Origin of the sequence: Bradyrhizobium sp. CCGUVB23 (assembly GCF_024199885.1) — a bacterium.
Classification (GTDB): Bacteria; Pseudomonadota; Alphaproteobacteria; order Rhizobiales; family Xanthobacteraceae; genus Bradyrhizobium.
On record NZ_JANADQ010000001.1, the window covers coordinates 6,451,536 to 6,478,113 of the forward strand.

A 26,578-nucleotide genomic window follows, 5' to 3' on the forward strand; every position below is an offset into this window, starting at 1 on the left:
CAGGTAGCGCTCATGACCGCACCTAGCCTGTAACCCTGCCGATTGACGCGCAACACGGCCTGGTCATCAAACCGGTTACTTGGTGAACGGATTTTTGAATGCAGTTCTTTCTTTATGAAATCGTCGCTCGTATCGTCGCAATCTATCTTTGCGTCGATTGCTTCCGCAAAGTGCGGTCTGGCCTTGTCGAGAGAAAGATCACGGCTTGCCCGCATAGTACTGGTATTCTGGACATTATTGTAGACAGTCTTGCAGGCTTGTCGAAGCGGGTTGTTCATAGAGATACCGCTCCGGTCCAGTACTGGCTGGAAATGGGCCTGCAGACATTCGGCCTGCTTGGATGCGCCGGCGTTGCAATGTTCGGCTGGTTTCACCCAAACACCTGAGCATCCGCGGATGACCCTGAGCCGAACAGCGCAATAGCCACCGCCATGTCGGCGGTCTGCGGGAAACCGGACGCCACACGATCGTTAGGCCGACCGCTCCTGTTGACCCGGAGCGGACGCGCCCGGCTTTCACCGAACGCGCTCCATGCCTCCAACTTCGATCGACCACACGTTGATTTAGCTCAATGGGCCATTTCAGCCCTGTTCGACGGTTGCAACATGAAATCGACCGATGGTCCACGTCCGGATGAAAAGGAGCTGCCGTTGAAACCGATGCGAACCGAGGAGGCCCTGCGGATCATCGAGGAGTACGCAAACGAATTGCGGGCAATCATCAAGAAGCTTCGCGATCGCCTCAACTAATTGCCCACTCGCCGGGGAGGTCCCCAACTCGCGCTACTAAACGATTGGGCCTCAGTTGTCGCATTGTCCCTTGGTACAATGATCCAACGGACGGGCATGGAATACGCTTGCCGGATTTACGATTCAACCATTGCGGGAGGTGCGCCACTACTCTGTTGGGATGTTCTGCGAAAAGTTCGATTGATTTGGGAGGTGGATTTGTTTGTTCGCATCACCACGGAGTCTCGTTCTAACACACTCAGCGATCTTGGCCTGACGAGCAGTTCAAACCCGATCGTGAGCCTAAATGAGTTCACTTACAAAAAGGGAAGCGAGATCTACGGTGAAAAGGAGCCTGCCGAGTACGTCTATCAGGTTAGAAGTGGAGCAGTGCGAACTTACAAGATGCTTCCTGATGGTCGGCGTCAAATCGGTGCCTTTCACTTGGCGGGCGATATTTTCGGACTGGTGAACGGCGATGCCCATCGATTTACTGCAGAGGCAATTGTCGAAACCACTCTGCGCCTCATAAAGCGGAAAAGCCTCGAGACGGCGGCCGATAGCGACGCGGTCGTGACCTGTAACCTGCTTAGTGTGACTACCACCAACCTTCAGCACGCGGAAAATCATATGCTTCTTCTGGGGCGCAAAGACGCCTTGGAAAGAGTTGCCGCGTTTTTGGGTGAAATGGATAAGCGGCTCAGTGCTGCTGGCGTCGTGACACTCCCGATGACCCGCCGAGATATTGCCGACTACCTTGGCTTGACGCTCGAAACTGTATCTCGCTCAATATCTCGACTACACCGTGCAGAAGTCCTCAGCTTTGTTGGTAGTCAGCGCGAGATCACGATCCTCAACCGAAAAAAGCTGCTTGCTTTGGATCTGCAAGGATAGTTCGTCAACTTCCGCTTGTGGCCCATCAGCGAAGCGCCGGCACGCCGCGTAGAGGTCCGGACAGCAGGGTATAGCGGACTAGATTTGCTCACGTTGAGTTCTTCATTTTGACCCGGAACGGACCTCAGCGCCCACTTTGCATATCAACCCTTTTGCTAGGTCCAACCGCCATAGTTTCAGGTGATCTAATTTTTGCCGGGGACCTCCGGCGCTGGGGATGACAATATGAAGAGAACACTGTTCGCGGTGGCTTCCGTGCTCGTGGGTCTAGCGACTTGCTTCGGCGCCGCAGCGCCAACTGCTGCGCAGCAGTCGCAGGCCAATATCATCTATATCCTGGCCGACGATCTGGGTTGGGCCGATGTCGGATTTCACGGCTCCGACATCCTGACACCAAATATTGATGAGCTCGCAAAGACCGGGGCACGGCTCGAACAATTCTACGTGCAGCCCATGTGTACGCCTACGCGAGCGGCTTTGATGACTGGTCGCTATCCCTTACGCTACGGACTGCAAACCTTGGTCATTCCCGCATCTTCGTCCTATGGCCTGCCGACTGATGAATGGCTCCTCCCTCAAGCGCTGAAGGAGGCCGGTTACACAACTGCGATTGTGGGCAAATGGCATCTCGGTCATGCCAAACGCGAGTTTTGGCCAAAGCAACGCGGTTTCGACTATCAGTATGGCGCGCAACTTGGCGAGATCGACTACTTCACGCACTCCGTCCACGGCAAGCTTGATTGGTATCGGGACAACAAGCCAGTCAATGAGAAGGGCTATGTGACGAGCCTGTTGGGCGATGACGCGGTTCGCTTCATCGACGCACAGAACACCAGGAAGCCTTTTTTTATGTATCTCGCCTTCACTGCACCCCATACGCCCTATCAGGCTCCGCAGGAGTATATCGAGAGGTACAAGCAAATCAGTGACCCTAACCGCCGCATCTATGCTGCGATGATCACGGCCATGGATGACCAGATTGGCCGGGTCGTGAAGGCGCTGGAAAAGAAGGGTTTGCGGCAAAACACGATAATCGTTTTCCACGGCGACAATGGCGGCAATCAATCGGCCCATCTGGCGGGCGAGACCGAGGTGAAGGGACCGCTGCCTGCGAGTAACGGGCCTTATCGTGGCGGAAAGGGAGACTTGTACGAGGGAGGCACGCGGGTGTCGTCTCTCATCAACTGGCCGGGCAGGATCAAGCCGGGCACCATCGTCGACCAGATGATGCACGTGGTGGATTACTACCCGACGCTGGCCAAACTTGGCGGCGCGAGCCTCGGCAAGAGCAAGCCGCTTGATGGCTTCGACATGTGGCCGACCATCAGCGATGGCAAAGCATCGCCGCGCGACGAGGTGGTGTACAACGTTGAAATGTTTCGCGGTGCAGTTCGCAAGGGGGATTGGAAACTGGTCTGGCGAACGACGTTGCCATCGAAAATTGAGCTCTTTAACTTGGCGCAAGACCCCTACGAAAAGAGCAACCTTGCAGGGCAAAATCCTGAAAAGGTCGCTGAATTACAGAAGCGAATTGATGGCTTGGCAGCAGAGATGTCGAAATCGCAACTGCTCACCGAAGTCTTTAAGGGCGTTACCAAGGAACTGACCGGTAGGCCCCCGGCATTGCCCGACGAGGATGCGTTCTACGAGCAGGTGGATTGATCTCCAACCGTGTTCTCGGGGTCGCTCGCCCTTCAAGAGGTGATCGAGCAATGTCGGCAGATGGTTGTTCATAGAGATACCGCTCTTGTCCGGTACCGACTGGAAATGGGCCTGAAGACAGTCGGCCTGCTTGGATGCTCCGTCGTTGCGATATTCGGCTGGTTTCAGCTCAAACACCTGAGCATCCGCCGATGGCCCTGAGCCGAACAGCTCAAGAGCCACCGCCATGTCGGCTTTCTGCGGGAAAACGGTCGCCACACGATCGTCAGGCCGACCGCTGCTGGTTAAACGCGTGAGGGGACAATAACGCGGCGGTACCGCTACGGATCTTCTTTCACATCAAATATTGTGCGAATTCAAAAATAGCGCTCTCGCCGTGCCTTGCAGTTCTTGCGACCGCTGCTCAGGCGGCAGCTCGGCTTGGGTCGGCTAGAATCCCGGCGGAGGAGGGCGAGGCTGTAGCTCGAGGTCTGACCCGAAAGCGGCGCCAAGTGCCGCAAGGCTGCTGATGGCCCAGCTGGGGCCCATGGTGCGGGTTCATAAGTAGGCGCCCTAGTCGATCGGCCTGAACGTCCCGTCCTTCTGGATCATCGTCAGAAACACCTTTGGCGGTGTGTCGATCATGTGCACGCCGACGGTGATGGTGTTGCCGCTGATGTCGAAGCGGCCGACGTCGTTGATGACCCGTAGCAGCTCGGCGCGCGTCGGGTTCGGCCCCGTCTTCTCCAGTGCGGCGGCCGCAAGGCGCCCGGAGATATAGCCTTCCAGCGACACGAAGTCCGGCGTGAGCGTCGGTTCGAACGCCTTCTGCGCCGCCTGGTAGTCGGCAACGAGCTTTTGCGATGTGTCCCAGGGAAACGGCACGACCTGCGAGACGATGACGCCTTCGCCCTCGGGCCCGAGCTCCTTTGCGAGCGCATTGGCGCCGACGAAGGAGATGTTGACGAAGGTCGGATTGAGACCGCTGCGGTGCACGAGCTTGATGAACTCCGCGCACGGGCCGTAGGTCCCGACCATGACGATGGCTTCGGGCTCGGCGCGCCTGAGCATCCGCCAGGCCGACGCGACGGCCTTGGTGTTGCGCTCAAAGGTGCCTTCGGCGGCAAGCTCGAGGCCGCGCTTGGCGAGCGCGCGTTTCACGCCCAGGAGACCGTCGCGGCCGAAGGCGTCGTCCTGGTAGAAGATCCCGATGCGGCTGAACTTGCGATCCTCGGTGAGATGCTTGATCCAGGCCTCGGCCTCCGCGCCGTAGGAGGCGCGGATGTTGACGACGTTGCTGAGCTCCAGATCGCGCAGGAATTCCGCGCCGCTGAACGGACCGATGAAGGGAATGTTCCTGAGGCTGGTGATCGGGATGGTCGCCATCGCGGTCGGCGTGCCCACCGCGCCGATCAGTGCGAACACCTTGTCCTCGTCGATCAGCCGCAGCGTCTGCGCCACCGATCGGTCGGGATCATAGCCGTCGTCGCGGCTGATCAGTTGCAGCTTGCGGCCATGAACGCCGCCCTTGGCGTTGATCTCGTTGAAGGCGGCAACGATGCCTTGCCGCATGCGTAAGCCAAGCGCGGAGGAGGGCCCCTCGAGCGCCGCAGCCTGGCCGAACAGGATCGCGTCGGTGCCGACGCCAGCCTCCTCGCTTCGGGCCGCCGGCGCAACGAATGCAGCCAGCACGACGGCCAAAATGATGCGTGTCGCGGAACGGACTCGTGTCATGGCGTGATAGGGGATTTGCGGGAATTACGGAAGAACGATAGTGCCACGGCCTCGCTAACCGCAAGGCTGATCGCGCTCCGTATTACTCCGGTGAATCCGTGCAGATTGTTTCCATGATGCAGCGACTTGCGGGGGAAACGTTAACTAAGCTCCGCAGTTGCGGCCGGCGCCGCAGTGAAATTGTGCACTTCTTAACCGAGCCCCATGTCCGATCGTCGTTCTGATGGCTCAACCAGAAGTTCGATCCGTCACGCCAGAGGGACGGCTTAAGAGAGATGGGCGATCGCGATCAGAATGATCAGGATCGGAAGCGCATGATCGCGCGATGGCGTCCTGCGCCGTTGTTCGGGCTCTATCGCCCTGCGCTGGTCGCCGCAATCCTCGGCCTGTCGTTCTCGGTGGTGGGCGCGGCTGCGGTCGCGCGCTGGGAGGACCGCGTCAACAAGGTCGAGTTCGAGAGCGCGGCGGAAACCGAAGCCATCGTCATGCAGAACGGCATGAACGAATATATCAGCCGGCTCGTGGCGCTGCGTACCCTGTTCGAATCGGCCAACGAGGACGTCACCCGCAGCGAGTTCGAGACGTTCGCGGGACGGCTGTTCGAGCATCACCCCGGCATGCTCCGCGTCGCATGGTTGCCGCGGATCAACCGCAAGGAGCGTGCCGAATACGAAGCCGCCGCAGTCGCGGACGGTGTGTCCGGCTATCGCATCAAATCGCTTCAGGGCGAGGGCGACGGTTTCACAACCGCGCCGCAGGGCGACGAGTATTTCCCGGTCTTCTATTCCACGCAGCCGAAGACCTCGCCGGTCTACGGCATGGACTACGCGACCATTCCGGATCGCTATGCCGCGATCGAGCGCGCGCGCGACAATGACCGGATCGCGGCGCTACGCACGCGACTCTACGAGCCGCGGGAAGGCGGCCAGTTGCCGAACGTCCTCGTCGTCGTCCCCGTCTACGCCAAGGGCACCTCGCGCGACACGGTTGCCGATCGCCGCCGCAACCAGGCGGGCGTCATCGTCGCCGTGTTCGATCTGCCGCTGCTGCTGCGTGCCATCCGAACCACGACGGCGGCAAGTCCCGCGATCAGCGTCAACGTCTATCCGCCCTTCACGGGGCAGATCGTCAGCCTGGAGCAGTCGCTGCCGGATTTCGCGTCCTCGGCGACCGCGCCGCAATCGATGAGCGACGTGTCGAAGGGCGTGCACTGGTCGGGTGGCTTGCGTATCGGCGACACCGATTGGCAGGTGCGTGCCGTGCCGACCGCCGGTGGTCCGCTGGAAACCGCTTATGACCGCGCGCTCACGGTGCTGGTCGTCGGCATGCTTCTGACGCTGTCGCTGGCGAGCTACCTCGTGCTCGCGAGCCGCAACTCGCGGCGGCTGTCGCTCGCCAACCGCCGGGTGCTCGAGCTGGCCCAGACCGACATCCTGACGGGGCTGCCGAACCGCGCCTTCTTCCTCGCGCGGCTGGACGAGATCAACCGCCAGATGCGCGAGGACGGGCTGACCTTCTCGATCCTGATGCTCGATCTCGACCGCTTCAAGAACGTCAACGACTCGCTCGGCCACGGCGCCGGCGACCTCTTGCTGCGCCAGGTCGCGCAGCGCCTGAAATCCGCGCTGCGCCAGAACGACGTGCTGGCGCGGCTCGGCGGCGACGAGTTCGCGATCATCCAGGAAGGCTGCGACGATCAGCGGGTGTGCTCGACCGAGCTCGCGGGCCGGATCGCCAAGCTCGTCACCGAGCCGTTCTTCCTGCCCGGCCACCGCGTCGAGATCGGCACCAGCATCGGCATTGCGATCGCGCCGGAGCACGGCAGCAACCAGGAACAGCTTCTGAAGAAGGCGGACCTCGCGCTCTATCGCTCGAAAGGTGCGGGACGCAACTGCTTCACCATCTATGACGAGGCGATGTCGGCCGACCTCGAGGCGCGCAACATGCTCGAGGGTGACTTGCGCGACGCCATCGCGCGCTGTCAGTTCGAGCTGCACTACCAGCCCTTCGTCGACGTCGCCAGCGGCGAGCGCCGCGGCTTCGAGGCACTGGTGCGCTGGCGTCATCCGACGCGCGGGCTGATCCCGCCGGACCAGTTCATTCCGCTCGCGGAGGAGACCGGCTTGATCGTGGCGCTCGGCGAATGGGTGCTGCGGCGCGCCTGCGAGGACGCGGCGTCGTGGCCTTCGGACGCGCGGGTCGCCGTCAACCTGTCACCGGTGCAGTTCAAGGAAGCCGAGCTGTTCGACGTGATCTGCGCGGCGCTGGAAGATTCCGGCCTGCCGCCGGAGCGCCTCGAGATCGAGATCACCGAGTCCGTCCTTTTGGAGCGCGGCATCGAGAACCACGCCTTCATGGAGCGGCTCAAGAGCATCGGCATCGAGCTCGCGCTCGACGATTTCGGCACCGGCTATTCGTCGCTGAGCTACCTGACGGCGTTTCCGTTCGACAAGATCAAGATCGACAAGTCCTTCATCAGCAATCTCAGCTATCGGCCGCGCAGCTCGGCCATCATCTCTTCGATCGTGACGCTGGCGCGCGGCCTCGACATGTCGGTGACCGCCGAGGGCGTCGAGACCAGTGAACAGTTCGAGCGGCTGAAGGGGCTCGGCGTGAATTTCGCGCAAGGCTATCTGCTCGGACGGCCGCAGCCGATCGAACGGATCGCGCCGGAGGCGCCGGTCTCCCGCTCGCAGCTCGACGCGGCCTGAGACGCATCGCCGCGCAAAGGTCCGTCGCATGCAAACGTGGCCCGGGCATGCGCGAAAAGCGCTTGACCCGGACATCCCCGGATGATCGGAAAGATCGTCCAGGGATGAAACCAACACAATGCGGCTTCCGTTCTTCTATGGCTGGGTCGTGGTCGCGGTGACGTTCGTCACCATGGCCATCGGGGTCAACGCGCGCACCGCGTTTTCATTGTTCTTTCCTCCCATAATCTCCGAGTTCGGGTGGGATCGCGGCATCACCGCGGGCGCCTTCTCGTTTGGCTTCGTGGTCTCGGGCGTGGTCAGCCCGCTGATCGGCCGGCTGATGGATCGCGCAGGTCCGCGCGCGGTGATGGAGGTCGGCGTCGCGCTGATGGCGGGCGGCCTCCTGCTGGCGCCGCTGACGAGCCAGCCCTGGCATCTCTATGTCACCATCGGCGTCATGGTCGGCGCCGGCAGCGTCTGCCTCGGCTATTCCGGCCAGTCGCTGTTCCTGCCGAACTGGTTCATCCGCAAGCGTGGCTTCGCCATCGGTATCGCCTTTGCCGGCGTCGGCATCGGCTCGGTGACGCTGCTGCCCTGGGTGCAGCACATGATCGAGCAGAGCGGCTGGCGCACCGCCTGCACTGCGATGGGACTCTTGCTGCTGATCGCGCTGGCGCCGATCAACCTGCTGCTGCGCAAGCGGCCGGAGGATCTCGGTTTGCGGCCGGACGGCGATGCCGCGCCGTCGGCAAGCGCGGCAAAGCCCGTCTCCAACATCGTCGATCCCGTCTGGGCCGGCACCGACTGGACCCTGAAGCTTGCGCTGCGGACGGCGCGGTTCTGGTGGATCGCGCTCGGCTATTTCTGCGGTCTGTACATCTGGTACGCGGTGCAGGTGCACCAGACCAAGTTCCTGCTCGACATCGGCTTCAGCCCGAGCGTCGCAGTGTGGGCGCTCGGCGCCGTCAGCCTGCTCGGCATTCCCGGCCAGATCCTGCTCGGCCATGTCTCGGACCGGATCGGCCGGGAATGGGTCTGGGCGATGAGCTGCACAGGCTTTGCGATCTGCTTTGCTGCGCTGATCGCGCTGAAATTCGAAGCCTCACTCTGGCTCGTCTACCTGATGGTGTTTACGCAAGGGGCTCTCGGCTACGGGCTGACTTCGATCATGGGCGCGGTGGTGTTCGAGATCTTCGGGGGAAGGAATCAGGGCAGCATCTTCGGCATGATCATGCTGGCCGCGCTGGCGGGCGGCGCGGCCGGGCCCTGGGTGACGGGCTTCCTCTATGATCTTGCCGGCGACTACACGCTTGCCTTTGTCATCGCGATGGTCGCGAGCGGACTGTCGGCGTTGTCGATCTGGCAGGCCGCACCTCGCAAGGTGAGGGCGGTCGCAGGCCGGCTGCACAAGCTTCAGCCGGGAACCGGCGCCGCATAGGTCCGCTTCCCTTCGCAATTCCTCGGCTCTTCTTCGCGGAATCTTAAGCATGTCTCGTCTTGGCGAGCCCATGCCAGGTTGAGCCAACCTCTTGGACACCATCGGACCGCTAGGCTTGCCGTCCTTGTCGCATCTGGTTGCGACGCGCCCGGGTCCAACGATGTCCGCCAACGATTGCCCTGCGATCGGAACTCCGGAAGTCCTGCTGGCTGCGCTGGAGCTGGCCGTGGACGGCGTTGTCATCGTCGATGCCGACCGCCGGATCACGCATTTCAACGCAGCCGCAGAGCGACTCTGGAAGCTCCCGCGCACGGACGCGCTCGGACGCGATGCCCGCATTCTCGCGCTCAAATGCCTGGGCGAGCCGATCGCGGCGGGGTTTCGCGACGAGATCAGCCTCGTGCGGTGCGACGGCACGCGGATCAGGGCTGCGATATCGCTTTCGTCCATCGGCACAACCCATTACGCGGTCTTCGTTCGCGACGTCACCGAGGAGGCCGAACGCCGCGTGCGGATCGGACTGCTCAACGCCGTGTCCGACCAGACCAATCGGGCGGTGATCATCACCGATACCGAACTGAAGATCCGCTACACCAACGCGGCCTTCGCCACCGTGTTCGGCTATGCCTCCGGTGAGACCGAGGGGCGGCCCGTGAGCGAGCTCGTGGCCGGCCGCCATACCAACCGCAGGGCGCTTGCAAGGCTCGGCAAACGGCTGATGGCGGGTGGCCGCGGCGGCGAAGCCGAGGTGATGCTCTACAGCAAGGATGGCGAGGAGATCTGGGTTGCTGCCAGGATCGACGCCTTCCGCGATCGCAAGGGCCGGGTCAAGCATATCTTCGCCCTGCTCGAGGACATCACCGAAACCAAGCAGCTGCGATCGCTCCAGCAATTGATCACATGCGCGCTCGCCGACGAGGTGCCGATCACCGAGATCGCCGACCGGCTGTGCCGGCGCGTCGAGGAGATCGCGCCCGATGTCGTCTGCTCGCTGCTTCACGTCGATGCCGCCGGCTTCGTGCATCCGCTCGGCGGTCCCAGCCTTCCCGATGACTATTCACGCGCGCTGGACGGCGTCGCGATCGGACCCGATGTCGGTTCCTGCGGCACGGCCGCCTACTACGGCAAGCCGGTCCTGGCTGTTGATATCGACAGGGATCCGCGCTGGCAGCCCTACAAGGCGATGCCACTGTCGGTCGGCCTGCGCGCCTGCTGGTCGACCCCGGTCAAGGCCAAGGACGGAAGGGTCATCGCCACCTTCGCTTTCTACTACAGGGAGCCGCGCGCACCGAGCCGCTGGCACCGGCGCATCGTCGATGCCTGCGTCAATCTCGGCGCGCTCGCGATCGAGCGCAAGGAAGCGCGCGCGGAGATCGCGCGGCTCGCCTATCACGACATCCTCACCGGCCTGCCGAACCGCGTGCAGCTGCGCCACTTGATCACGGCCGCCATCGACGACTGTCGTCCGGGCAGCCACGTCGCGCTGTCGTTTCTCGATCTCGATCATTTCAAGGACGTCAACGACACGCTCGGCCACGCCGCGGGCGACGAGCTGCTGGTCGAGCTGGCGCATCGCCTGCGCGCGCAGATCGAGCCCAGCGACATGCTCGGCCGGCTCGGCGGCGACGAATTCGTCATCCTGTTGCCGAACCGCGACGCCGAGGGTGCCGCGCGCATCGCGCGCCGGATCACCGAGGCATTGGCCGAGCCGCTGCGGCTCGGCGCGCGGCAGATGCAGATGTCCGCCAGCATCGGCATCAGCCTCTATCCCGATCACGCCACCGATATCGACACGCTGATGCAGCAGGCCGATGCGGCGATGTACAAGGCCAAGCAGGCGGGACGCTCCACCCATCGCTTCTTCAGCGCCGACATGAATGGGCTCGCCGAGCAGCGGCTCGTTCTCACTGCCGCGCTGCGGCGCGCCATCGCGGAGGACAAGCTCAGCCTGCGCTACCAGCCGCAGATCCGCACCATTGACGGCGCCATCCATGGCGTCGAGGCGCTGGCGCGCTGGCATGACGCCGACCTCGGCGAGGTCTTACCGGCCAAATTCATTCCGCTTGCCGAGGAATGCGGCTTGATCGAGCAGATCGGCCTGTGGTCGATCCGCGAGGCGTGCCGCCAGATGGCGGGCTGGCGCTGCGCCGGGCTCGACATCCCCAGCGTGTCGGTCAACCTCTCGCCGATCAATTTCCGCAACGTCGTGCTGGCAAAGCATGTCGGAAACGTCCTCGCCGCGCACGAGCTGCCGCCGGACGCCTTGATGCTCGAGATCACCGAGGGCGCGTTCATGCAGGAGCGGGCGGTTGCGCTCGAGACCATGAAGGCGATCCGCGAACTCGGCGTTGGGCTTTCGCTGGACGATTTCGGCACCGGCTATTCCAGCCTGAGCCGGCTGGCGCATCTGCCGATCCGAGAGCTGAAGATCGACCGCAGTTTTATGCGCGACATCGAAGCTGATGCTGGTGCGCTCGCCATCGCCACCGCCGTCGTCCGCGTCGGTCAGGGCCTCGGCATGACCGTGGTTGCCGAAGGCGTCGAGACCAAGGCGCAGCGCAAGGTGCTCGCCGAGCTCGGCTGCGACGTCGTGCAGGGTTTTCTCTACGCACCGGCGCTGACGCCTGTCGCGTTCGAACGCTGGCTGCTCGATCACAGCGCCGAGCAGGCGAGGGCGATGCACGACCATCTCGATCGCGCGCAGGGCGATGCCAGGCCGGTCAAGCGCACGGCCTGACGCCCATTGTGCACTCGGCAACCTCAGGCCTTGTGGTGGACAGTCTGCAGGCCATAGACCGGCGTCGGGATGCTCTCGTAGCGCGCCTTCAACTGCAGGGAAAGGAATTGCGAGTAATGTCGCGACTGATGCAGATTGCCGCCGTGGAACCATAGGCCTTCCTGCTGCGTCGGCTTCCACATGTTGCGTTGTTCACCTTCCCATGGGCCGGGGTCCTTTGTCGTATCCGAGCCGAGGCCCCAGACCTTGCCGACTTTGTCAGCCATTTCCCGACTCACGAGATCGGCGACAAAGCCATTCATCGAGGTGTAGCCGGTGGCATAGACGATCACGTCCGCAGGCAATTCCTTGCCGTTGTCGAGCCTGACGCCGTTGGGCGTGATTTCCTCGACCTGTCCAGCGAACAGTTTGATTTTGCCGTCAATGATGAGCTGCGAGGCGCCGACGTCGATGTAATAGCCCGAGCCGCGGCGCAGATACTTCATGAATAGTCCGGAATCGTCGTCACCGAAGTCGAGCCTGAAGCCGGCCTTCTCCAGCCCGGCATAGAAGGCGGCATCGTCCTGGCGGATCTTGTCGTAGACCGGTTTCTGAAACTGATTCAAGATCCGATAGGGCAGTGAAGCGAAGATCAGATCGGCCTTCGCCGTGGTCGTTCCGGCGCGGACGGCGCGTTCGGAATAGAGATCGCCGAGCGTCTCCATCAGCGAGTCCGAGCGCACAATGTGGGTTGTCGAACGCTGCACCATCGTTACGTCGATGCCGGCCTCGTACAGCGCAGCGCAGATATCATGAGCCGAATTGTTCGAGCCGATCACCACCACCTTCTTGCCTTTGTAGCCGTCGGAGCCGGGATGACGTGAGGAATGGTGTTGCTCGCCCTTGAAGGTTTCCATGCCTTTGATTTTCGGCATGTTCGGCTTGGCTGACATGCCGGTCGCGAACACAAGCTGCTTGGGCCGCAGCGTGATCTCCTTGCCGTCGCGTTCGACGACGACGGTCCATTCCTTCTTGGTGTCGTCCCAGCTGGCGCGTTTGGCCGTGGTGTTCGTCCAGTAGTTCAGCTCCATGACCTTGGTGTACATTTCCAGCCAATCGCCGATCTTGTCCTTGGGCGAGAACACAGGCCAGTTCTTGGGGAAATCGATATAAGGCAGATGGTCGTACCAGACGGGATCGTGCAGGCAGAGCGACTTGTAGCGGTTGCGCCAGGAATCGCCGGCGCGTGCGTTTTTCTCGGCGATGATCGTCGGCACACCGAGCTGGCGCAGCCGCGCCCCGAGCGCAATGCCGCCTTGTCCGCCGCCGATGATAAGCACGTAGGGCTGGGTCTTGAAGCCGAGTTGCTCGACTTCCTCGTCGCGCAGTTCCTTCCAGGTCTTGGTGCCGGGATTGAAGCCGTGCCTGGCGCCGAGTGGCCGGCTGAAGCCAGCCCTTTCCTCATGGCCCTTGAGTTCGGCCATCGTCGTTAGAAGCGTCCAGATCTGGCCGTTCTGCAGTCGGATGAGTCCATATCCGCGCGCGAGCTCGGTCTCGAACGAGATCCAGGACTCGGTCACGCCGCCTGCCTCGGTTGGCGTTTCACCCTCGGCAATCTTCCAGTTGCGCGGCTTCGCATGCGCGAGGCAATGCGCGAGCATGTCGCGGACCTGATCGCGGCCTTCCATGGTCTTGATGTTCCAGGTGAAGGCGACAAGGTCGCGCCAGTAGCATTCCGGAGCGAACATTCCCACGGCGGCGTCGAGATCGCCCGCCGCAAGCGCGGCTTCAAACTTGTCGAGGAAAACCTGAACGCGCGCGGCAAGCGTTGTGTCGAGCATCACTTCCTCCCGGATGTCGTTTGCAATTTTTCTGCGCAGGCAGCGTCACCTTAGCCCAACTATCGCGGGAATCCAGACTGGTGCGGCGAGGTTCCCGGGTCGGCTTCGGCGCCTCCCTGCGGTGCGAAACGGAGGGATAGCTGCCCGGCAGGGATTCTAAAATTGACAGCCGACTTCACCGCAGAGACCGTTCAGCGCCATGGCAATGGAAGACTTGACTTGATCTAGATCAATTGGGCTCTCGCGGCGAGCGCGAGGTATTGCCGGAGCTTTGCAATTCTGGATCCGGATGGGGATCGCCATGGAAGACCCATTCCTGAATTACTTCGCGCTTGGTCTGCTGTTTTTCGTGGTGATCGTGCTGGTCTACGGCATCATTGCGATCCACGACATTCCGGCCCGAATTGCAAAAGCGCGCCATCATCCGCACGAGGACGCAATCCATGCCGCCGGATGGATCAGCCTGTTCATGCTGCACCTGCTGTGGCCGTTCCTTTGGATCTGGGCGATGATGTATCAGCCTGAACGTGGCTGGGGCTTCGGTCACAAGCAGGGCGAGCCGACCTCGCCCAAGGAGGCCGTGGCTGAACTGGAGGAGCTCAAGCATCGATTGGCAGCGATCGAGGCCAAGGTCGGTATCGAAGATCGAGCAGCTCATGTTCAAGAAGGCAGGGTCGGCGCAGAGCCGCCGCAGGAAGCAGTCTCGGCCGTCGATAAGGTGAACGTTCCCGCGACAGAAGCCAGTGCCGCGAGCCGAAATACGATAGCGGAGGCGCTCTCCAAGGTCGGGACGGGAGGCCGCTGATGGAAATCCTGCTCACGATGACTTACGTGGCGCTCTGCTATGCCACCTTCAAGCTTTTCAGAATCCCGGTCAATCAATGGACACTTGCGACAGCGGCGCTCGGCGGCATTTTTGGGCTTTCGCTGTTGTTCATCACGATGGCCTACAACCACCCGTTCTCCACGAATGCACGCATTTACTTCACCGTGACGCCGATATTGCCCGGCGTCCGCGGACGCGTGGTCGAGGTGCCAGTCGAAGACCGCACCAACCAACATCTCGAGGCCGGCGAAGTTCTGTTCAAGATCGATCCCAAGCCATACGAGTACACCGTCGCCGAAAAAAAGGCGGGACTGGCCGATGCCGAGGCCAATGTTGCCCAGCTCAAGGCGTCGGTTGATCAAGCCGCGGCGGCGACCGGAAAGGCTAAGGCGCAACTGGAACTGGCCCAAGAGAACTACGATCGTCAGGCGACGCTGTTCCAGAAACAAGTCGTCGCGCAGGCGACGCTCGATACCGCAACGCGCAATCTCGACGCGGCAAAACAGACAGTGGCCGAAGCTAATGCTGCGGAAGATCGTGCCCGGCAGGCGTATGGCGCGACTGTTAATGGCGAACATACGGCGATCGTGCGTCTTCGCAACGAACTTGCTGATGCTCAATTCGATCTGGACCAGACCACTGTTCGCGCACCCACCAGTGGCTTTGTCACCGAGCTCGCGCTGCGGCCGGGCGTGTATGTGGTCCCGGCGCCCTTCCGTCCAGCCATGATTTTCGTCAACGACAGCCAAAGGGACCGGAAATTTGCAGCCGCGTTCCAGCAAAACGCCCTGCAGCGGGTTCGCGCCGGCGATGAGGCCGAAGTTCTGTTCAAGGGCATACCGGGCCGCGTATTCAAGGCCAAGGTCCAAGTGGTGATCGATGCGATCGCAGGTGGCCAGCTTCAAACCACGGGGACGCTAGTAAATGTCGGGGGAGCGCTGCCCGGAGACCGTGCTCTGGCCGTCCTCGAGATCGTCGATGACATCTCGGGTTATCAAATTCCGCTCGGGGCGGCCGGCGAAGCCGCCATCTACACCGAGCACTTTCACGAACTTTCATTGCTGCGGAAGATTCTTCTGCGGATGCGAAGCTGGCAGAACTACATCTTCTTTGAGTCCCTCTAGGAAACTCTTAGTTCGGAGATCCCGCCCGGTGCAGGTGCCGAGGTCCGAGATTCGCCCTTGGCAGCCGTTGGGGAAACTCCGCTATTCCGCCGCGGTCAGGGCCACAGCGGAACTTCCGCGCGCCGATTTGGGGCCAGGCATTCCTAGCCTGAGACAAGCCCCATCGCGCGGCGGAGATCGCTGATTGCGCGGAAAAAACTGTCGGCCGGCGTGGTCTCCGGATCGATCAGCCGGTGCAGGCGAAAACCGTCATCCAGCGCCAAGACCACGGCGGCGGCCCAGGACGGATCTTTCACCTTGTTCGCGCGGTCGACTTGTGCCCCCTGAATGATGTCGGCGACCAGCTTGCGCCGCGCACGCAGGCGTTTTGCGAGCTCCGGCCGGCGCTTCTCTGCGCGCGCGACGTAGAGGATCATCTCCATGTGCAGCAGCGGCGAGCGGCCGAGCGGATCGCGGCGGTTGCGCTCCATGGCCTTCAGCGCCGCGATGAAATCGTCGAGGTCGGTATGCTCAGCGAGCAGGTCGAGATTGCGCCGGATCGACTGCTCGACATGGTCCTCGAGCATGGCGATGATCAGCTCGTCCTTGCTGGTGAAGTTCGAATAAAACGCGCCGCGCGTGAAACCGGCGGCGGCTGCGATCGCCTCGATACTGGCGCCGCCGATGCCCTGGTCCTCGAACACGCGCGCGGCCGCCTCGAACAGCTGGTCGCGGGTGTCGTCGCGGGTCGGCCTGGTCCTCACTCTTGACATCGCTGCATTTTAGTTCAGGATGCAACTCAATACAATAACGTATCGAATTTCAGAGGATGGTCACGCCGCCTATTTCGGCTCCGGCGTGTTCGATGTCGTGAACGATTTGAGGTCACCATGAACGAGCATGCGCAGGCGGCGGCAAGCGATCAGCTGTTCAATCCACTGGCCCCCGATTTCATCAGGGATCCTTATCCCCACTATGAGCGGTTGCGCACGATCGATCCGATGCATGTGACCCCGTTCGGTTCCTTCGTGGCGAGCCGGCATGCCGAGGTGAGCCTCGTGATGCGCGACAAGCGCTTCGGCAAGGATTTCGTCGAGCGCAGCAAGCGCCGCTACGGTCCGAAGATCATGGAGGAGCCGGTCTTCCGCAGCATGAGCCACTGGATGCTGCAGGCCGATCCGCCCGACCACACCCGCCTGCGCGGTCTGGTCGTGAAAGCTTTCACCGCGCGCCGGGTCGAGGACATGCGGCCGCGGATCCAGGAGATCGTCGACCAGACGCTCGACGATGTGACCGATCGCGGGCAGATGGACCTGATCGAGGATTTTGCCTTCCGCCTGCCGGTTACGATCATCTGCGACATGCTTGGCATCCCCGAAGATCATCGCGAGGCCTTTTACAAGGGCTCGCGCGATGGCGGGCGGATTCTGGATCCCGTGCCCCTCTCTCCGGAGGAGATCCGCCAGGGCAACGCCGGCAACCTGATGGCGCAGATGTACTTCCAGCAGCTCTTCGAGCTGCGCCGCCGCAATCCGGGCGAGGACCTCACCACCCAGCTCGTGCAGGCCGAGGAAGACGGCCACAAGCTGACCAATGAGGAACTGACCGCCAACATCATCCTGCTGTTCGGCGCCGGCCACGAGACCACCGTCAATCTCATCGGCAACGGCTTGTTGGCCCTGCACCGCAATCCGGACCAACTCGCACTGCTCAAGGCGCGGCCGGAGCTGATCATCAACGCGATCGAGGAGTTCTTGCGCTACGATTCCTCGGTGCAGATGACCGGGCGCGTCACGCTGGAGGATATCGACGATCTCGGCGGCAAGCGGATCCCCAAGGGCGAGACGGTGCTGTGCCTCCTGGGCTCGGCCAACCGCGATCCGGCCGTCTATCCTGACAGCCCCGACCGCCTCGACATCGTCAGGGAGAACGTCAAGCCGCTGTCGTTCGGCGGCGGCATCCATTTCTGCCTGGGCGCCCAATTGGCGCGCATCGAGGCCGAAATCGCCATCAACACCCTGCTCAGGCGGCTGCCGGACTTGCGGATCGACGACGTCGAGAACCCCGAATGGCGGCCGACCTTCGTCCTGCGCGGCCTGAAGCGGCTGCCGGCGAGCTGGTAGCATTAACCTCCGTGCGCAACAGTCGCTGTGACATCGCCACACTTGCCCCTATATAAGGGGCTGTTCCGGCGCGGCTTAGGCTTCGATTTGGCTTAGACGTAGGCTTGGGTTTGGCCCGGGTGCCGGTTTGGCCGAGGGGAGACCCGTGCAGACGACGCTGCTCGGATTGGCGATTGCCTTCATTATTGCGCTGCTGGCCGCGCTGATCGGGCCTTACTTCATCGACTGGAACCAGTTCCGGCCCCAGTTCGAGGCGGAGGCGAGCCGAATCATCGGTGTCCCGGTGCGGGTTGCCGGCCAGCTCGATGCGCGGCTACTGCCGGCGCCGACGCTGCGGCTGCGCTCGGTCACCTTCGGCGGCAACAACGACCTCGGTAAGCTCCGCGCCGACAAGCTCGACGTCGAGTTCAGCCTCTCTTCGCTGATGCGCGGCGAATGGCGTGCCACCGAGCTCACGGTCAACGGCGTGGCGGCCGATCTCGGCCTCGATGCCAAGGGCCGGGTCGACCTGCCGTCGACGGCAAGCGGCAGCTTCAATCTCGCCTCGCTCGCGATCGAGCGGCTGAACCTCACCGGCCGCATCGCGCTTCATGATGCCGCCAGCCGCTCGACGCTGGAGCTCAGCGACATCGCGTTCGCCGGCGACGTCCGCTCGCTTGCGGGCTCGGTGCGGGGCGACGGCAATGTCACCGTCTCGGGCACGCGCTATCCGTTCCGCATCTCCTCCGGCCCGAGCCCCGACGGCACCGCCACCCGTCTCCACATCAATATCGATCCCGGCGAGCGCGCGATCCTGGCCGATCTCGAAGGCGTGCTCGCCTTTGACGGCCGGCTGCCGAAATTCGACGGCGCGCTCACGCTGGCCGTACCTCCACCCAAGGAGACGTCAAAGGACAAGCCGGCAGCCCCCGCACCGACGCCGTGGAAGCTGACGACGAAGCTCAAGGCCGATCCGTCGCTTGCGAAGTTCGACCAGATCGAGGCGAGTTTTGGTCCCGAGGACACCGCGCTCAAGGTCGCCGGCGTCGGCGACCTCAAATTCGGCGCCGCGCCCCTGCTGCGCGCGAATTTGGCGGCGCGGCAACTCGATGCCGACAAGCTCGCGGCCAAGGACAATACCGAGCCGCTGCGCATCCTGCCGGCGCTGCGCGCCGGGCTCGCCGCCATTCCGCAGGCGCCGATCCCGGCGCAGATCTCGTTCAGCTCCGAGCAGATCATGCTCGGCGGCCGGCCGCTGCAAAACATCGCCGCGGAGTTGCAGACCGACGGCAGGTCCTGGACCTTTCAGCGGCTCGATCTGCGCGCGCCGGGCATGACCCAGGTCGCGCTCAACGGCGCCAGCCCCGGCGTCGACAGCTTTAGCGGCCGGCTCAGCATCGAATCTTCCGACCCGGATACGCTGGTGGCCTGGCTTCAGGGCCGCAGCGAGATCAATCGCCGCAGCACCAAGCCGTTGCGCCTGAGCGGTGACGTGACGGTCGCCGCCAACCACCTTGCGATCGACAAGCTGAAGGCAGAGATCGAGGGCGGCGCGGTCGAGGGCCACATCGCCTTCGTGCAGACCGCTGCCAACAAGGGTTCGCGGTTTGACGCCGAGCTGAAGGCCGACCGGCTCGACCTCGATGCGGCCGCAAGCTTCGTGCGCGGCCTCGCCGGGCCGCAAGGCGAATGGCCGGACGAGGCAAGACTGTCGCTCGACGTCGGCCGCGCGATCTCGGCCGGGCAGGAGCTGCGGCCGTTTACCGCCAAATTCGGTTACAGCCCGACCACGCTGTCGCTGGAGCAGCTGCAATTCGGCCAAGCAAGCGGAGTGACGACGGACGCGAACGGAAGCTTCGATCGTGCGCATGCGACCGGCAGGCTGACGCTGAAGTCGGCGGCCAATTCCCTGTCTCAACTCACGGCCCTGATCAACCCGATCGCGCCGGCGCTCGGTGCACGCTTCGATCGCGTCGACGCGCTGCCAGGGCCAGCGCGCCTGAAGCTCGATGTGAGCCTGGACAAGAACGCCGAGCATGCCGATCGCACCAATGCGCGCGCCGCGCTCGATCTCGATGCGCCGCAGTTGAAGGGAACGGCGACGCTGTCGGCGCAGACATTGGCGGCGGCGATCAACGGCCTCGATCTCGACAAGCTGCGCAACAGCGACTTCACGCTGGAGTCAAAACTCTCCGCGCCGCAGGCAAGCTCGCTGTTGACGCTGTTCGGCCTCGACCGTGTGGTCGCGGCAGGCGAGGGGGCTTCGCAGGCAGAAAGCAAGGTGAGCGGCACCTGGGGCCGGCCGCTTCAGCTCAACGCGAAGGTCGCGGGCGGCGGACTTGATGCCGACGCCCAGGGCAGCTTCGAATTGTCCTCGCCCGATCCGAAAGCGAGCGTGAATTTGCGCGTGCGCAACGCGAACCTCGCGCCGCTGCTCGGGATCGGTGCGGGCGAGAAGTCAGTGCAAACCGTCAACCTGTCCTCGCGCCTGACCTTGTCCGGCAACAGGCTGACCTTCGATGATCTCGACAGCACGGCTGCGGGCTCGCACCTGCGCGGGCGTCTTGCGGTGACGCTGGACCCGGAGAAGAGCATCGATGGCGAGGTCGGGCTCGATACGCTCGATCTCGTCCCGGCGCTGGCGGTGACCATTGGCGCGGTCGGGCGCGATGCCGACCAGCCGCTCGCGCCAGGGCTTGTCAACGGCTGGCGCGGCCGCATCACCTTCCAGGCCCTGCGCGGCGGATTGCCCGGCGGCATCGAGATGCGGCCCATCAGCGGCACGATCCGCAATGACGGCCAGTCGCTGGCACTGGATTCGCTGAAGGGCGGCATCGGTGGCGGCGAGATGACCGCAAGCATCGATGCACGCGACAGTCCCAACGGCCTGTCGCTGAACGCGCGTATCCAGCTCGCCAACGTCGATGCGAAGGTGCTGCGTTATCGCAATCTCGCCGTCCCCAAGGGCCGCGCCTCGGTGCAAATGGCGCTGTCCGCCCAGGGCCGCAGCATTGCGGCGCTGACCGGTGCGCTCGCCGGCAACGGTACCGTGACGCTCGAGTCGGCCGAGCTTACCGGGCTCGATCCGCTCGCCTTCGAGCTCGCGATCCGGGCCAGCGATGGCGGCCAGGTCGCTGACGACGCAAGGCTCAGGCAGCTCGTCGAGGCGGCGCTGTCGGCAGGCCCTCTGGCGATCGGCTCGGCGCAGATCCCGTTCACGATCCGCGACGGCCGCCTGCGTGTCGGCGCGACCACGCTGGAAGCAAAGAACGCCCGCGCCATCGTCTCGGGCGGCTATGACATTCCCGCCGATCAGGCCGACATCCGCGCCAGCCTGACGCCGATCATGACCGGCCTTTCCGGCGCGCCTCCGGAAATCCAGCTCTTTGCGGCGGGCCCGCCGGACAAGCTCAAACGCACCGTCGATCTCACGCCGCTGTCCTCGTGGCTGGCGGTGCGGACGATCGATCGCGAGACGCGGCGGCTCGATGCGATCGAGCGCGGCGAGCCGCCGCCGGCGACCGCGGTACTACCGCGTCTGGTGTCACCTGACGCCGCGCCCGAGCTGTCGCCGCCGGTCGACGTGCCGCTGCCCGGCCGCGATCCTCGCCGCGCCCAGCCCAAAGCCAAGGTCGAGCCCAAGGCCCCGCCAACGCCGCGGCCGCCGCTGGCTGCACCGGCTGCACCGAGCCCCTCGGTCTCAAATCCTTCGATTTCAAGCCCGCCGATCGCGAGCCAGCAGGTGGCGCCGCTTCCGCCGCCGATCGAGGTCAGGCCGGCGCCCGGTCCTCCACCGCCAAGGCCCAAGCCGAAACCGCCGCTGGTCCTGGTGCCGCAGTCCAATCCGTAAAGACGGTGCCTTCCTTCTCCCCTTGTGGGAACCGGAGAGGAGAAAATAACCTAATGATTATAATGGATTGGGCTAGGAGTGTCCTCCGTTGTGTCCCAATCCGCCGGCCCTCTGGGAAGGCCGCTAGTGCGTCCGAACCCGGGCCGGTGTCCCTGCTAGCATAGGCCGCCGGGAAACGCTTGTGCGGGCCGCGCTGCGGCCTTTCCGTCGCTGCTGTGGCCCGGCCGGTCTTCCTCTAGCCTCCGCCACCGGCGCGCTGTGCGGCCTTCCTGCGGCCTTGCGCCCGACGCCTTGCGCCGCCGCTACCGGTGCGCGCTGCCTGCCATCCCGCGAGGTCGAGCTGTCTGCGTATCAGCGGCCGTCGCCCGCGCATTGTGAGGGTTCGTAGGAACACTTCTGCCGCAGGATCGATGCGGCGCGCACGCCAGATGGCGTCTCGCCGAAGCGCCGGCGGAACGAGTGATTGAAATGAGAAAGGTCACCAAAGCCGACTGCAAATGCGATATCGATGATGGCCAAATGCAGATGGTGCGGGTCAGTCAGCATCGCGAAGGCACGCTCAAGCCGGCACCCTGCAAGGTGCTCGGTGAACGACTTTCCGGTCGCTTCGAGCAATTTCTGCACGTATCGCCGCGACATCCCGAGCGCTCCAGCGACATTGTTCAGATCGAAATTGGGATCGCTGAAGCGTTGCGCGACCTCCGCCAGGATCGCCTGCAGCTTGGCTGCCTTCACACCACGCTCCGTAACGATGTTTGCAGCTTCGGCGGTCGGGCCGAGCGTCGCGGCCACGAGATCGAGGAGATGTGCGCCGACTGTGGAGGCCAGTTCTGATGACAGAGGTCTCTTGAAGGATGCGAGCGACCGCAGGTAGCAGTCGAGCAGTCTAAGCGCCGGTCCGGGACGCACAGGCCGACCTGATAGATCTTCCGGCTGCGCAACCAAAGACTTAAGGGCGGCAGCCTGTACGGTCACAAATTTGACGCTGGCGCCACGCGGCCCAACTACTCGCAGCGGCCTTCCTCGGTCAACCAAACAAGCGGAGCCGGCATCATAGACATGTTCTGGGCCGCCATTTGCAAATTGGACCGGTCCAGCCTCGACGATGTTCAGAGCGAATTGGTCACGGCAATCCTTGAGGTGGTGTTTGCAACGGATAAACTCGACCGGCGTGGTGATAATGCGACACGCGCCAACCGTGCCGAGCGGCAAGTAGGTGACGTCGATACGCGGGCGACCGCCGCTGTGATCTATCACGTCCAAGGCGAGGTTCAGCCGCGCAAAATCTTCACGGAACGTGGAGAACCGTGTGCGCTCCGGCAGCATCTCAGTCGACCATCGCACAAGGGGAGATGACGTTGGCATGCTGGCCTCCCGTTTCGGTGCCAAACCACGCAAGAACGACTGAGCCGCCCGAACGAAATCAGTAAATTCCTCTAATGCCAAGACGTCTCAGGAGACAATATCGGACCGCAGCTTCGCTGCAGGTGTGAGGTGGATTACAAATGGAGGTAGCGACCTCAAGAAAATGACGAGGAATTTCCCGTCAGGCTTTCGATACTGACACGGTTCGCATTGAGGTTGCTATGATGCGCGAAAACGCCGGAGGTGGGCTGTCCCTCCGCAATGGGCTCCGGGTCCTTTGGGGCCCAAGGAAAACGCGGGGGACGCGCGACCGCGCCCTTTGAAGATATTTGCCATTCCGCAAATCGAGTTTTATTCCTGTACCATCTCGCACACAAAAGGCGGTGCGCGATGTGGCTCATGTCGAACGCGCAAGCGCTGATCGGTCGTCATCATTGGTCGCGCTGGCAGCTTGGTGGATGGCGCTATAGCCAATGATCGAGGGAGGCGGCATGACAGATCGGGAACTCACAGGCCTATGCAGCGCTGCCAGCGAGCGCGCATCTATGCCGGTCGCGCGACCGCGCGCGTCATGCAACGCCGGGTGCCGTCGCCGCCGACGATGCCGTGGCAGGACGACGGGCGGTGAGCGGCGGGGCAGACAAATGAAAGCCCGGCCAGTGATGTGCTGGCCGGGCTTCGTGTTTGCTGGGAAGTCTACTGTAAGCTGACCGTGCCACTTCGGATCACGACCCGCGCCGCCTCGCCGTAATGGTCAACCACCATGATGTTGACCGGCGTCTTGAAGGCGCGATCCTCGAAGTGCTGCGCCAGCGTGTCCGGTTCGCGTCCCTCGTTGATCCGCGTCGCCAGCACACTACCGTTTGAGCTGACGGCACAGACAATCAAGGGCAGCTTCATCCCGTTATCGACGCACTGCCTGAGCGCCTCCACTAATAACTCCTGTAGTTCTTCCATCTTGGTCTCCATCGGTTTGAGGGAGACCTTGCGCTCTCGGCCCTGACCACGCTCGCCTTGAGCCAAGCAAGGTCGAAACCGTTGCCTTGCGATGCGTTGCCGCGCCAAGCAGCGCCGAAGCGCTGTGAAGCCGTCTGGGGTCAGGTCGGCGGCCTCAATGATCGCACTTTGCCCGCCGCCATTTGGCGAAGTCAAGCGCGACTGTCCGGTTGACGGTCAGTCGCGCTTGCACTGCTGCTTGAGCGCCCAGAGCCGGTAGGCTTCGCCCTCGTAGGGATCATCGCCTGTCGGCGGCGGCACGCGCGATCATGGGCACCAAATCTCGCGAGAGCATCTACGGCGCGTCCGTCCGAGCGGCGGCTGAGCAGGCGGCTGAGGCTCGCAAGAAGGCCGACCGCCTTGCCGTCGAGGCGTGGAACGCGCGCATGCTCGGATTTCAGGGACCGGCGCAGCCATCGCCGACACTGGGGGACGCGCTCAACGCCGGATACGGCTATCTCGAGGTCCGGCGCCTCGGCTGCGACACCAACCAGCCTGTAGCGCTTGACATCGTGCGGCGTCCGGAGTGCAGCCTGTTCATGAGCTGGAGCGATACATGCGATGCAAGGACTGCTCGCAGGTGCGCGGCTATCCGTACAAGCGCAGCCAACTGCTGCGGCCGACCAAGATTTCGGCCAGCGATCCGCCGTCGCATTGGTGGCCGTGCGAACGATAACGGCGGACAGCGCTCGTACAGTCTGGACAGCGGCCGCGTCCCTGTGGTTGTTTGCGTCGATCGGCAAAACCTGTGGGGATGGGGCTCAAAAGATGATTTCAACGATCTACGCGTGGGTGCATTACGCCGCAATTAAGCTGTTGCCTTACGCTCCTCTAATCACGCCTTCCGTAGCCATAATTGCTGGAGCGATCGCGCTGTACTCCATACACGTTACGAGGAGCATCGCCCGGAAACGGGCAACTATTGACTTCTTTCTGAAAACTGAGGCCGACAGCTCAATCGTGAAGCTGTTTCAACAATTCGATACGCACCTCGTGAAAGTAAAGCAGCAGTTGGATGAGGGGATAGCATTTATCGAGATTACAAAGACCGTGGAATACAACACCGTACATGCCTGCCTCAACATGCATGAGCTGATCGCGGTAGGCATCGCGAACAAGGTCTTCGACAAGAAGGTTGCGTACAACTACTGGTCGGGTGCTCTTGTTTCACACTGCAAGGACGCAGCTCAGCTGATCGACGCCAGCAGGGCCGATCCTGATGACCTATCCGCCTACATTGGAATGCTTGAGTTAAACAGGCGATGGAAGAAGAAGCTGGATAATTGGACTAAGAAGCAGCCCAAGCGACAGCTTTTGATTGTGCGCGGCCCCATGGTGCCACACTTCGGAGACCCTGAGGTTTAGGCTGAGGTATGTGCAACCTATATTCGATCACCACCAACCAAGCTGCGATTATCAACCTGTTCCGCGTGGTCAATCGCTACGTCGGCAACCTGCCACCGATGCCGGGCGTGTTTCCCGACTATCCCGCTCCGGTGATCCGAAACGCGGACGCGGGAAGCGAGATGGCGCTGATGCGCTGGGGCATGCCGCCGCCGCGAACCGGCGGCCCGCCAGTCACCAACATCCGCAAAACGTCGTCGCCGCACTGGCGCATGTGGCTCAAGCCGGAGAACCGCTGCTTGGTCCCGGCCAACAGCTTTGCCGAGTACGCGCCGGAGCCGAACCCGGAGACCAAGAAAAAGGACGTCGTCTGGTTCGCGCTCAACGATGATCGACCGCTATTCGCCTTCGCTGGCATCTGGACCACGTTCAACGGTGATCGCGGCACGAAGTCGAAGCCGGTGCCGGGGCCGCATCAGGTGTACGGCTTCCTGACGACCGCGCCGAACGCGGTGATCGCGCCGATCCATCCCAAGGCCATGCCGGTGATCCTGACGACCGACGAGGAGCGCGATGTCTGGATGCGCGCGTCGTGGGATGAGGCGAAGGGGTTGCAGAGGCCGTTGCCGGACGATGTGACCAGGATCGTGATGCGGGGCCAGGATAAGGAAGATAAGGCAGCGGCATGATGATGAAACATCCGATCGCGGGGTCGGACACGCTGCTTGATCGGATCAAGCAAGCCCTGACGCCAAATCGACTTCCGCTTTTGATTACAATCGACGGTGCAGACGGCGTCGGCAAATCCTCTCTTGCATCGTGGCTGGCATGGCAACTGGGAATGCCCGCAATCCAACTCGACCTATACCTGACCAACCTCGAACCAATGCAATGGCTTACGGCAGACCTAAACCGAGTTGTTTCGCGTCGGTTGGACGGTGGGCGCCCCGTGATCGTAGATGGCGTACTCGCGCTTGACGCACTTGATCAAATTGGACGCAAGACTGATTTCCTTGTTCACGTTGAAGGTGGGACAGGAATTGCGCTCGCTGCACAAATAACCGCTTACCATTCCCGCCAAACGCGTCTGGCCGATTTCGCGATCGCCGGGTATACCGATTAACGAAATGCCCGAGAAAAGCTGGCGCCACGTTGCGCTTATAGCCGTGTTGCTGGTCGCATCAGGCGGCGCCGCTCAGTCAGCCGATATAGTCGGGCAGGCCAGCGCCATCGATGGCGACACCCCCGAAATCCATGGCACGCGAATTCGGCTCTGGGGCATCGACGCGCTCGAGAGCAACCAGCTT

At 62.8% G+C, this 26,578-nt stretch carries 19 protein-coding genes and 1 pseudogene; 15 read left to right on the forward strand and 5 right to left on the reverse strand.

Features of this window, described 5'->3' with window-relative positions; translation table 11 throughout:
• Window positions 1-98: 98 nt before the first annotated feature.
• From NLN62_RS29805 to NLN62_RS29820, 4 genes are all read left to right on the forward strand, one after another.
• On the forward strand, window positions 99-386 hold the full coding sequence (locus tag NLN62_RS29805; RefSeq protein ID WP_254111201.1) for a hypothetical protein: 288 nt from the start codon (window positions 99-101) through the stop codon (window positions 384-386).
• Window positions 387-431: 45 nt separating this feature from the next.
• Window positions 432-749: a hypothetical protein gene (locus tag NLN62_RS29810; protein ID WP_254111202.1), complete on the forward strand. Its 318-nt coding sequence runs from the start codon at window positions 432-434 to the stop codon at window positions 747-749.
• 198 nt (window positions 750-947) lie between these two features.
• Entirely contained in the window at window positions 948-1,622 is a 675-nt protein-coding gene (locus NLN62_RS29815) for a helix-turn-helix domain-containing protein (protein ID WP_027522298.1), read from the forward strand.
• Window positions 1,623-1,847: 225 nt separating this feature from the next.
• A complete protein-coding gene (locus NLN62_RS29820; RefSeq protein WP_027522297.1) occupies window positions 1,848-3,284 on the forward strand; it encodes an arylsulfatase in 1,437 nt (478 codons plus the stop codon).
• A 552-nt stretch (window positions 3,285-3,836) separates the two neighbouring features.
• Here the strand turns inward: NLN62_RS29820 and NLN62_RS29825 are convergent.
• The gene (locus NLN62_RS29825; RefSeq protein ID WP_027522295.1) at window positions 3,837-4,997 is read right to left on the reverse strand and encodes an ABC transporter substrate-binding protein; all 1,161 of its coding nucleotides are present in this window, start codon (window positions 4,995-4,997) and stop codon (window positions 3,837-3,839) included.
• 314 nt (window positions 4,998-5,311) lie between these two features.
• On the opposite strand from NLN62_RS29825, the gene NLN62_RS29830 reads away from it, so the two are divergent.
• The 3 genes from NLN62_RS29830 (at window position 5,312) to NLN62_RS29840 (ending at window position 11,865) form a co-directional block, all read left to right on the forward strand.
• A complete protein-coding gene (locus tag NLN62_RS29830; protein WP_035662016.1) occupies window positions 5,312-7,708 on the forward strand; it encodes an EAL domain-containing protein in 2,397 nt (798 codons plus the stop codon).
• Window positions 7,709-7,826: 118 nt separating this feature from the next.
• Window positions 7,827-9,128, forward strand: coding sequence for an MFS transporter (locus NLN62_RS29835; protein ID WP_027522293.1), 1,302 nt, complete (start codon window positions 7,827-7,829; stop codon window positions 9,126-9,128).
• A 160-nt stretch (window positions 9,129-9,288) separates the two neighbouring features.
• Window positions 9,289-11,865 (forward strand): EAL domain-containing protein, encoded by a 2,577-nt coding sequence (locus NLN62_RS29840; RefSeq protein WP_254111203.1) that lies wholly within the window; start codon window positions 9,289-9,291, stop codon window positions 11,863-11,865.
• Between the two features lie 23 nt (window positions 11,866-11,888).
• Here the strand turns inward: NLN62_RS29840 and NLN62_RS29845 are convergent, their stop codons facing one another.
• Complete coding sequence (locus NLN62_RS29845; protein WP_254111204.1) at window positions 11,889-13,685, reverse strand: NAD(P)/FAD-dependent oxidoreductase; 1,797 nt, start codon at window positions 13,683-13,685, stop codon at window positions 11,889-11,891.
• Between the two features lie 301 nt (window positions 13,686-13,986).
• Between NLN62_RS29845 and NLN62_RS29850 the strand changes: the two genes are divergently transcribed.
• Both NLN62_RS29850 and NLN62_RS29855 read left to right on the forward strand, forming a co-directional pair.
• Entirely contained in the window at window positions 13,987-14,490 is a 504-nt protein-coding gene (locus NLN62_RS29850; RefSeq protein WP_371933035.1) for a DUF3302 domain-containing protein, read from the forward strand.
• Complete coding sequence (locus NLN62_RS29855) at window positions 14,490-15,635, forward strand: HlyD family secretion protein (RefSeq protein ID WP_254111205.1); 1,146 nt, start codon at window positions 14,490-14,492, stop codon at window positions 15,633-15,635. The genes NLN62_RS29850 and NLN62_RS29855 overlap by 1 nt, the downstream gene beginning before the upstream one ends.
• A 143-nt stretch (window positions 15,636-15,778) precedes the next feature.
• Here the strand turns inward: NLN62_RS29855 and NLN62_RS29860 are convergent, their stop codons facing one another.
• Complete coding sequence (locus NLN62_RS29860) at window positions 15,779-16,387, reverse strand: TetR/AcrR family transcriptional regulator (protein WP_027522286.1); 609 nt, start codon at window positions 16,385-16,387, stop codon at window positions 15,779-15,781.
• Window positions 16,388-16,504: 117 nt separating this feature from the next.
• On the opposite strand from NLN62_RS29860, the gene NLN62_RS29865 reads away from it, so the two are divergent.
• Entirely contained in the window at window positions 16,505-17,737 is a 1,233-nt protein-coding gene (locus NLN62_RS29865) for a cytochrome P450 (protein WP_254111206.1), read from the forward strand.
• Window positions 17,738-17,882: 145 nt separating this feature from the next.
• Window positions 17,883-21,566 carry an AsmA-like C-terminal region-containing protein gene (locus NLN62_RS29870; protein WP_254111207.1) on the forward strand — a complete coding sequence of 1,228 codons (3,684 nt, stop codon included), beginning with the start codon at window positions 17,883-17,885 and terminating at the stop codon, window positions 21,564-21,566.
• Between the two features lie 351 nt (window positions 21,567-21,917).
• Here NLN62_RS29870 and NLN62_RS29875 read toward each other — a convergent pair whose 3' ends face one another.
• Together NLN62_RS29875 and NLN62_RS29880 are read right to left on the reverse strand one after the other, a co-directional pair.
• Window positions 21,918-22,892, reverse strand: coding sequence for an AraC family transcriptional regulator (locus tag NLN62_RS29875; RefSeq protein WP_254111208.1), 975 nt, complete (start codon window positions 22,890-22,892; stop codon window positions 21,918-21,920).
• 735 nt (window positions 22,893-23,627) lie between these two features.
• Window positions 23,628-24,083, reverse strand: a complete 456-nt coding sequence (locus NLN62_RS29880) for a hypothetical protein (protein ID WP_254111209.1) — start codon at window positions 24,081-24,083, stop codon at window positions 23,628-23,630.
• Between the two features lie 113 nt (window positions 24,084-24,196).
• Between NLN62_RS29880 and NLN62_RS29885 the strand changes: the two are divergent.
• The 4 genes and pseudogenes from NLN62_RS29885 (at window position 24,197) to NLN62_RS29900 (ending at window position 26,394) form a co-directional block, all read left to right on the forward strand.
• A pseudogene (locus NLN62_RS29885) lies at window positions 24,197-24,603 on the forward strand (hypothetical protein).
• A complete protein-coding gene (locus NLN62_RS29890) occupies window positions 24,489-25,292 on the forward strand; it encodes a DUF4760 domain-containing protein (protein ID WP_254111210.1) in 804 nt (267 codons plus the stop codon). The pseudogene NLN62_RS29885 and the gene NLN62_RS29890 overlap by 115 nt, the downstream one beginning before the upstream one ends.
• Before the next feature lie 8 nt (window positions 25,293-25,300).
• Window positions 25,301-25,960 carry an SOS response-associated peptidase gene (locus NLN62_RS29895; RefSeq protein ID WP_254111211.1) on the forward strand — a complete coding sequence of 220 codons (660 nt, stop codon included), beginning with the start codon at window positions 25,301-25,303 and terminating at the stop codon, window positions 25,958-25,960.
• On the forward strand, window positions 25,957-26,394 hold the full coding sequence (locus NLN62_RS29900; protein WP_254111212.1) for a hypothetical protein: 438 nt from the start codon (window positions 25,957-25,959) through the stop codon (window positions 26,392-26,394). The genes NLN62_RS29895 and NLN62_RS29900 overlap by 4 nt, the downstream gene beginning before the upstream one ends.
• Window positions 26,395-26,578 lie beyond the last annotated feature (184 nt).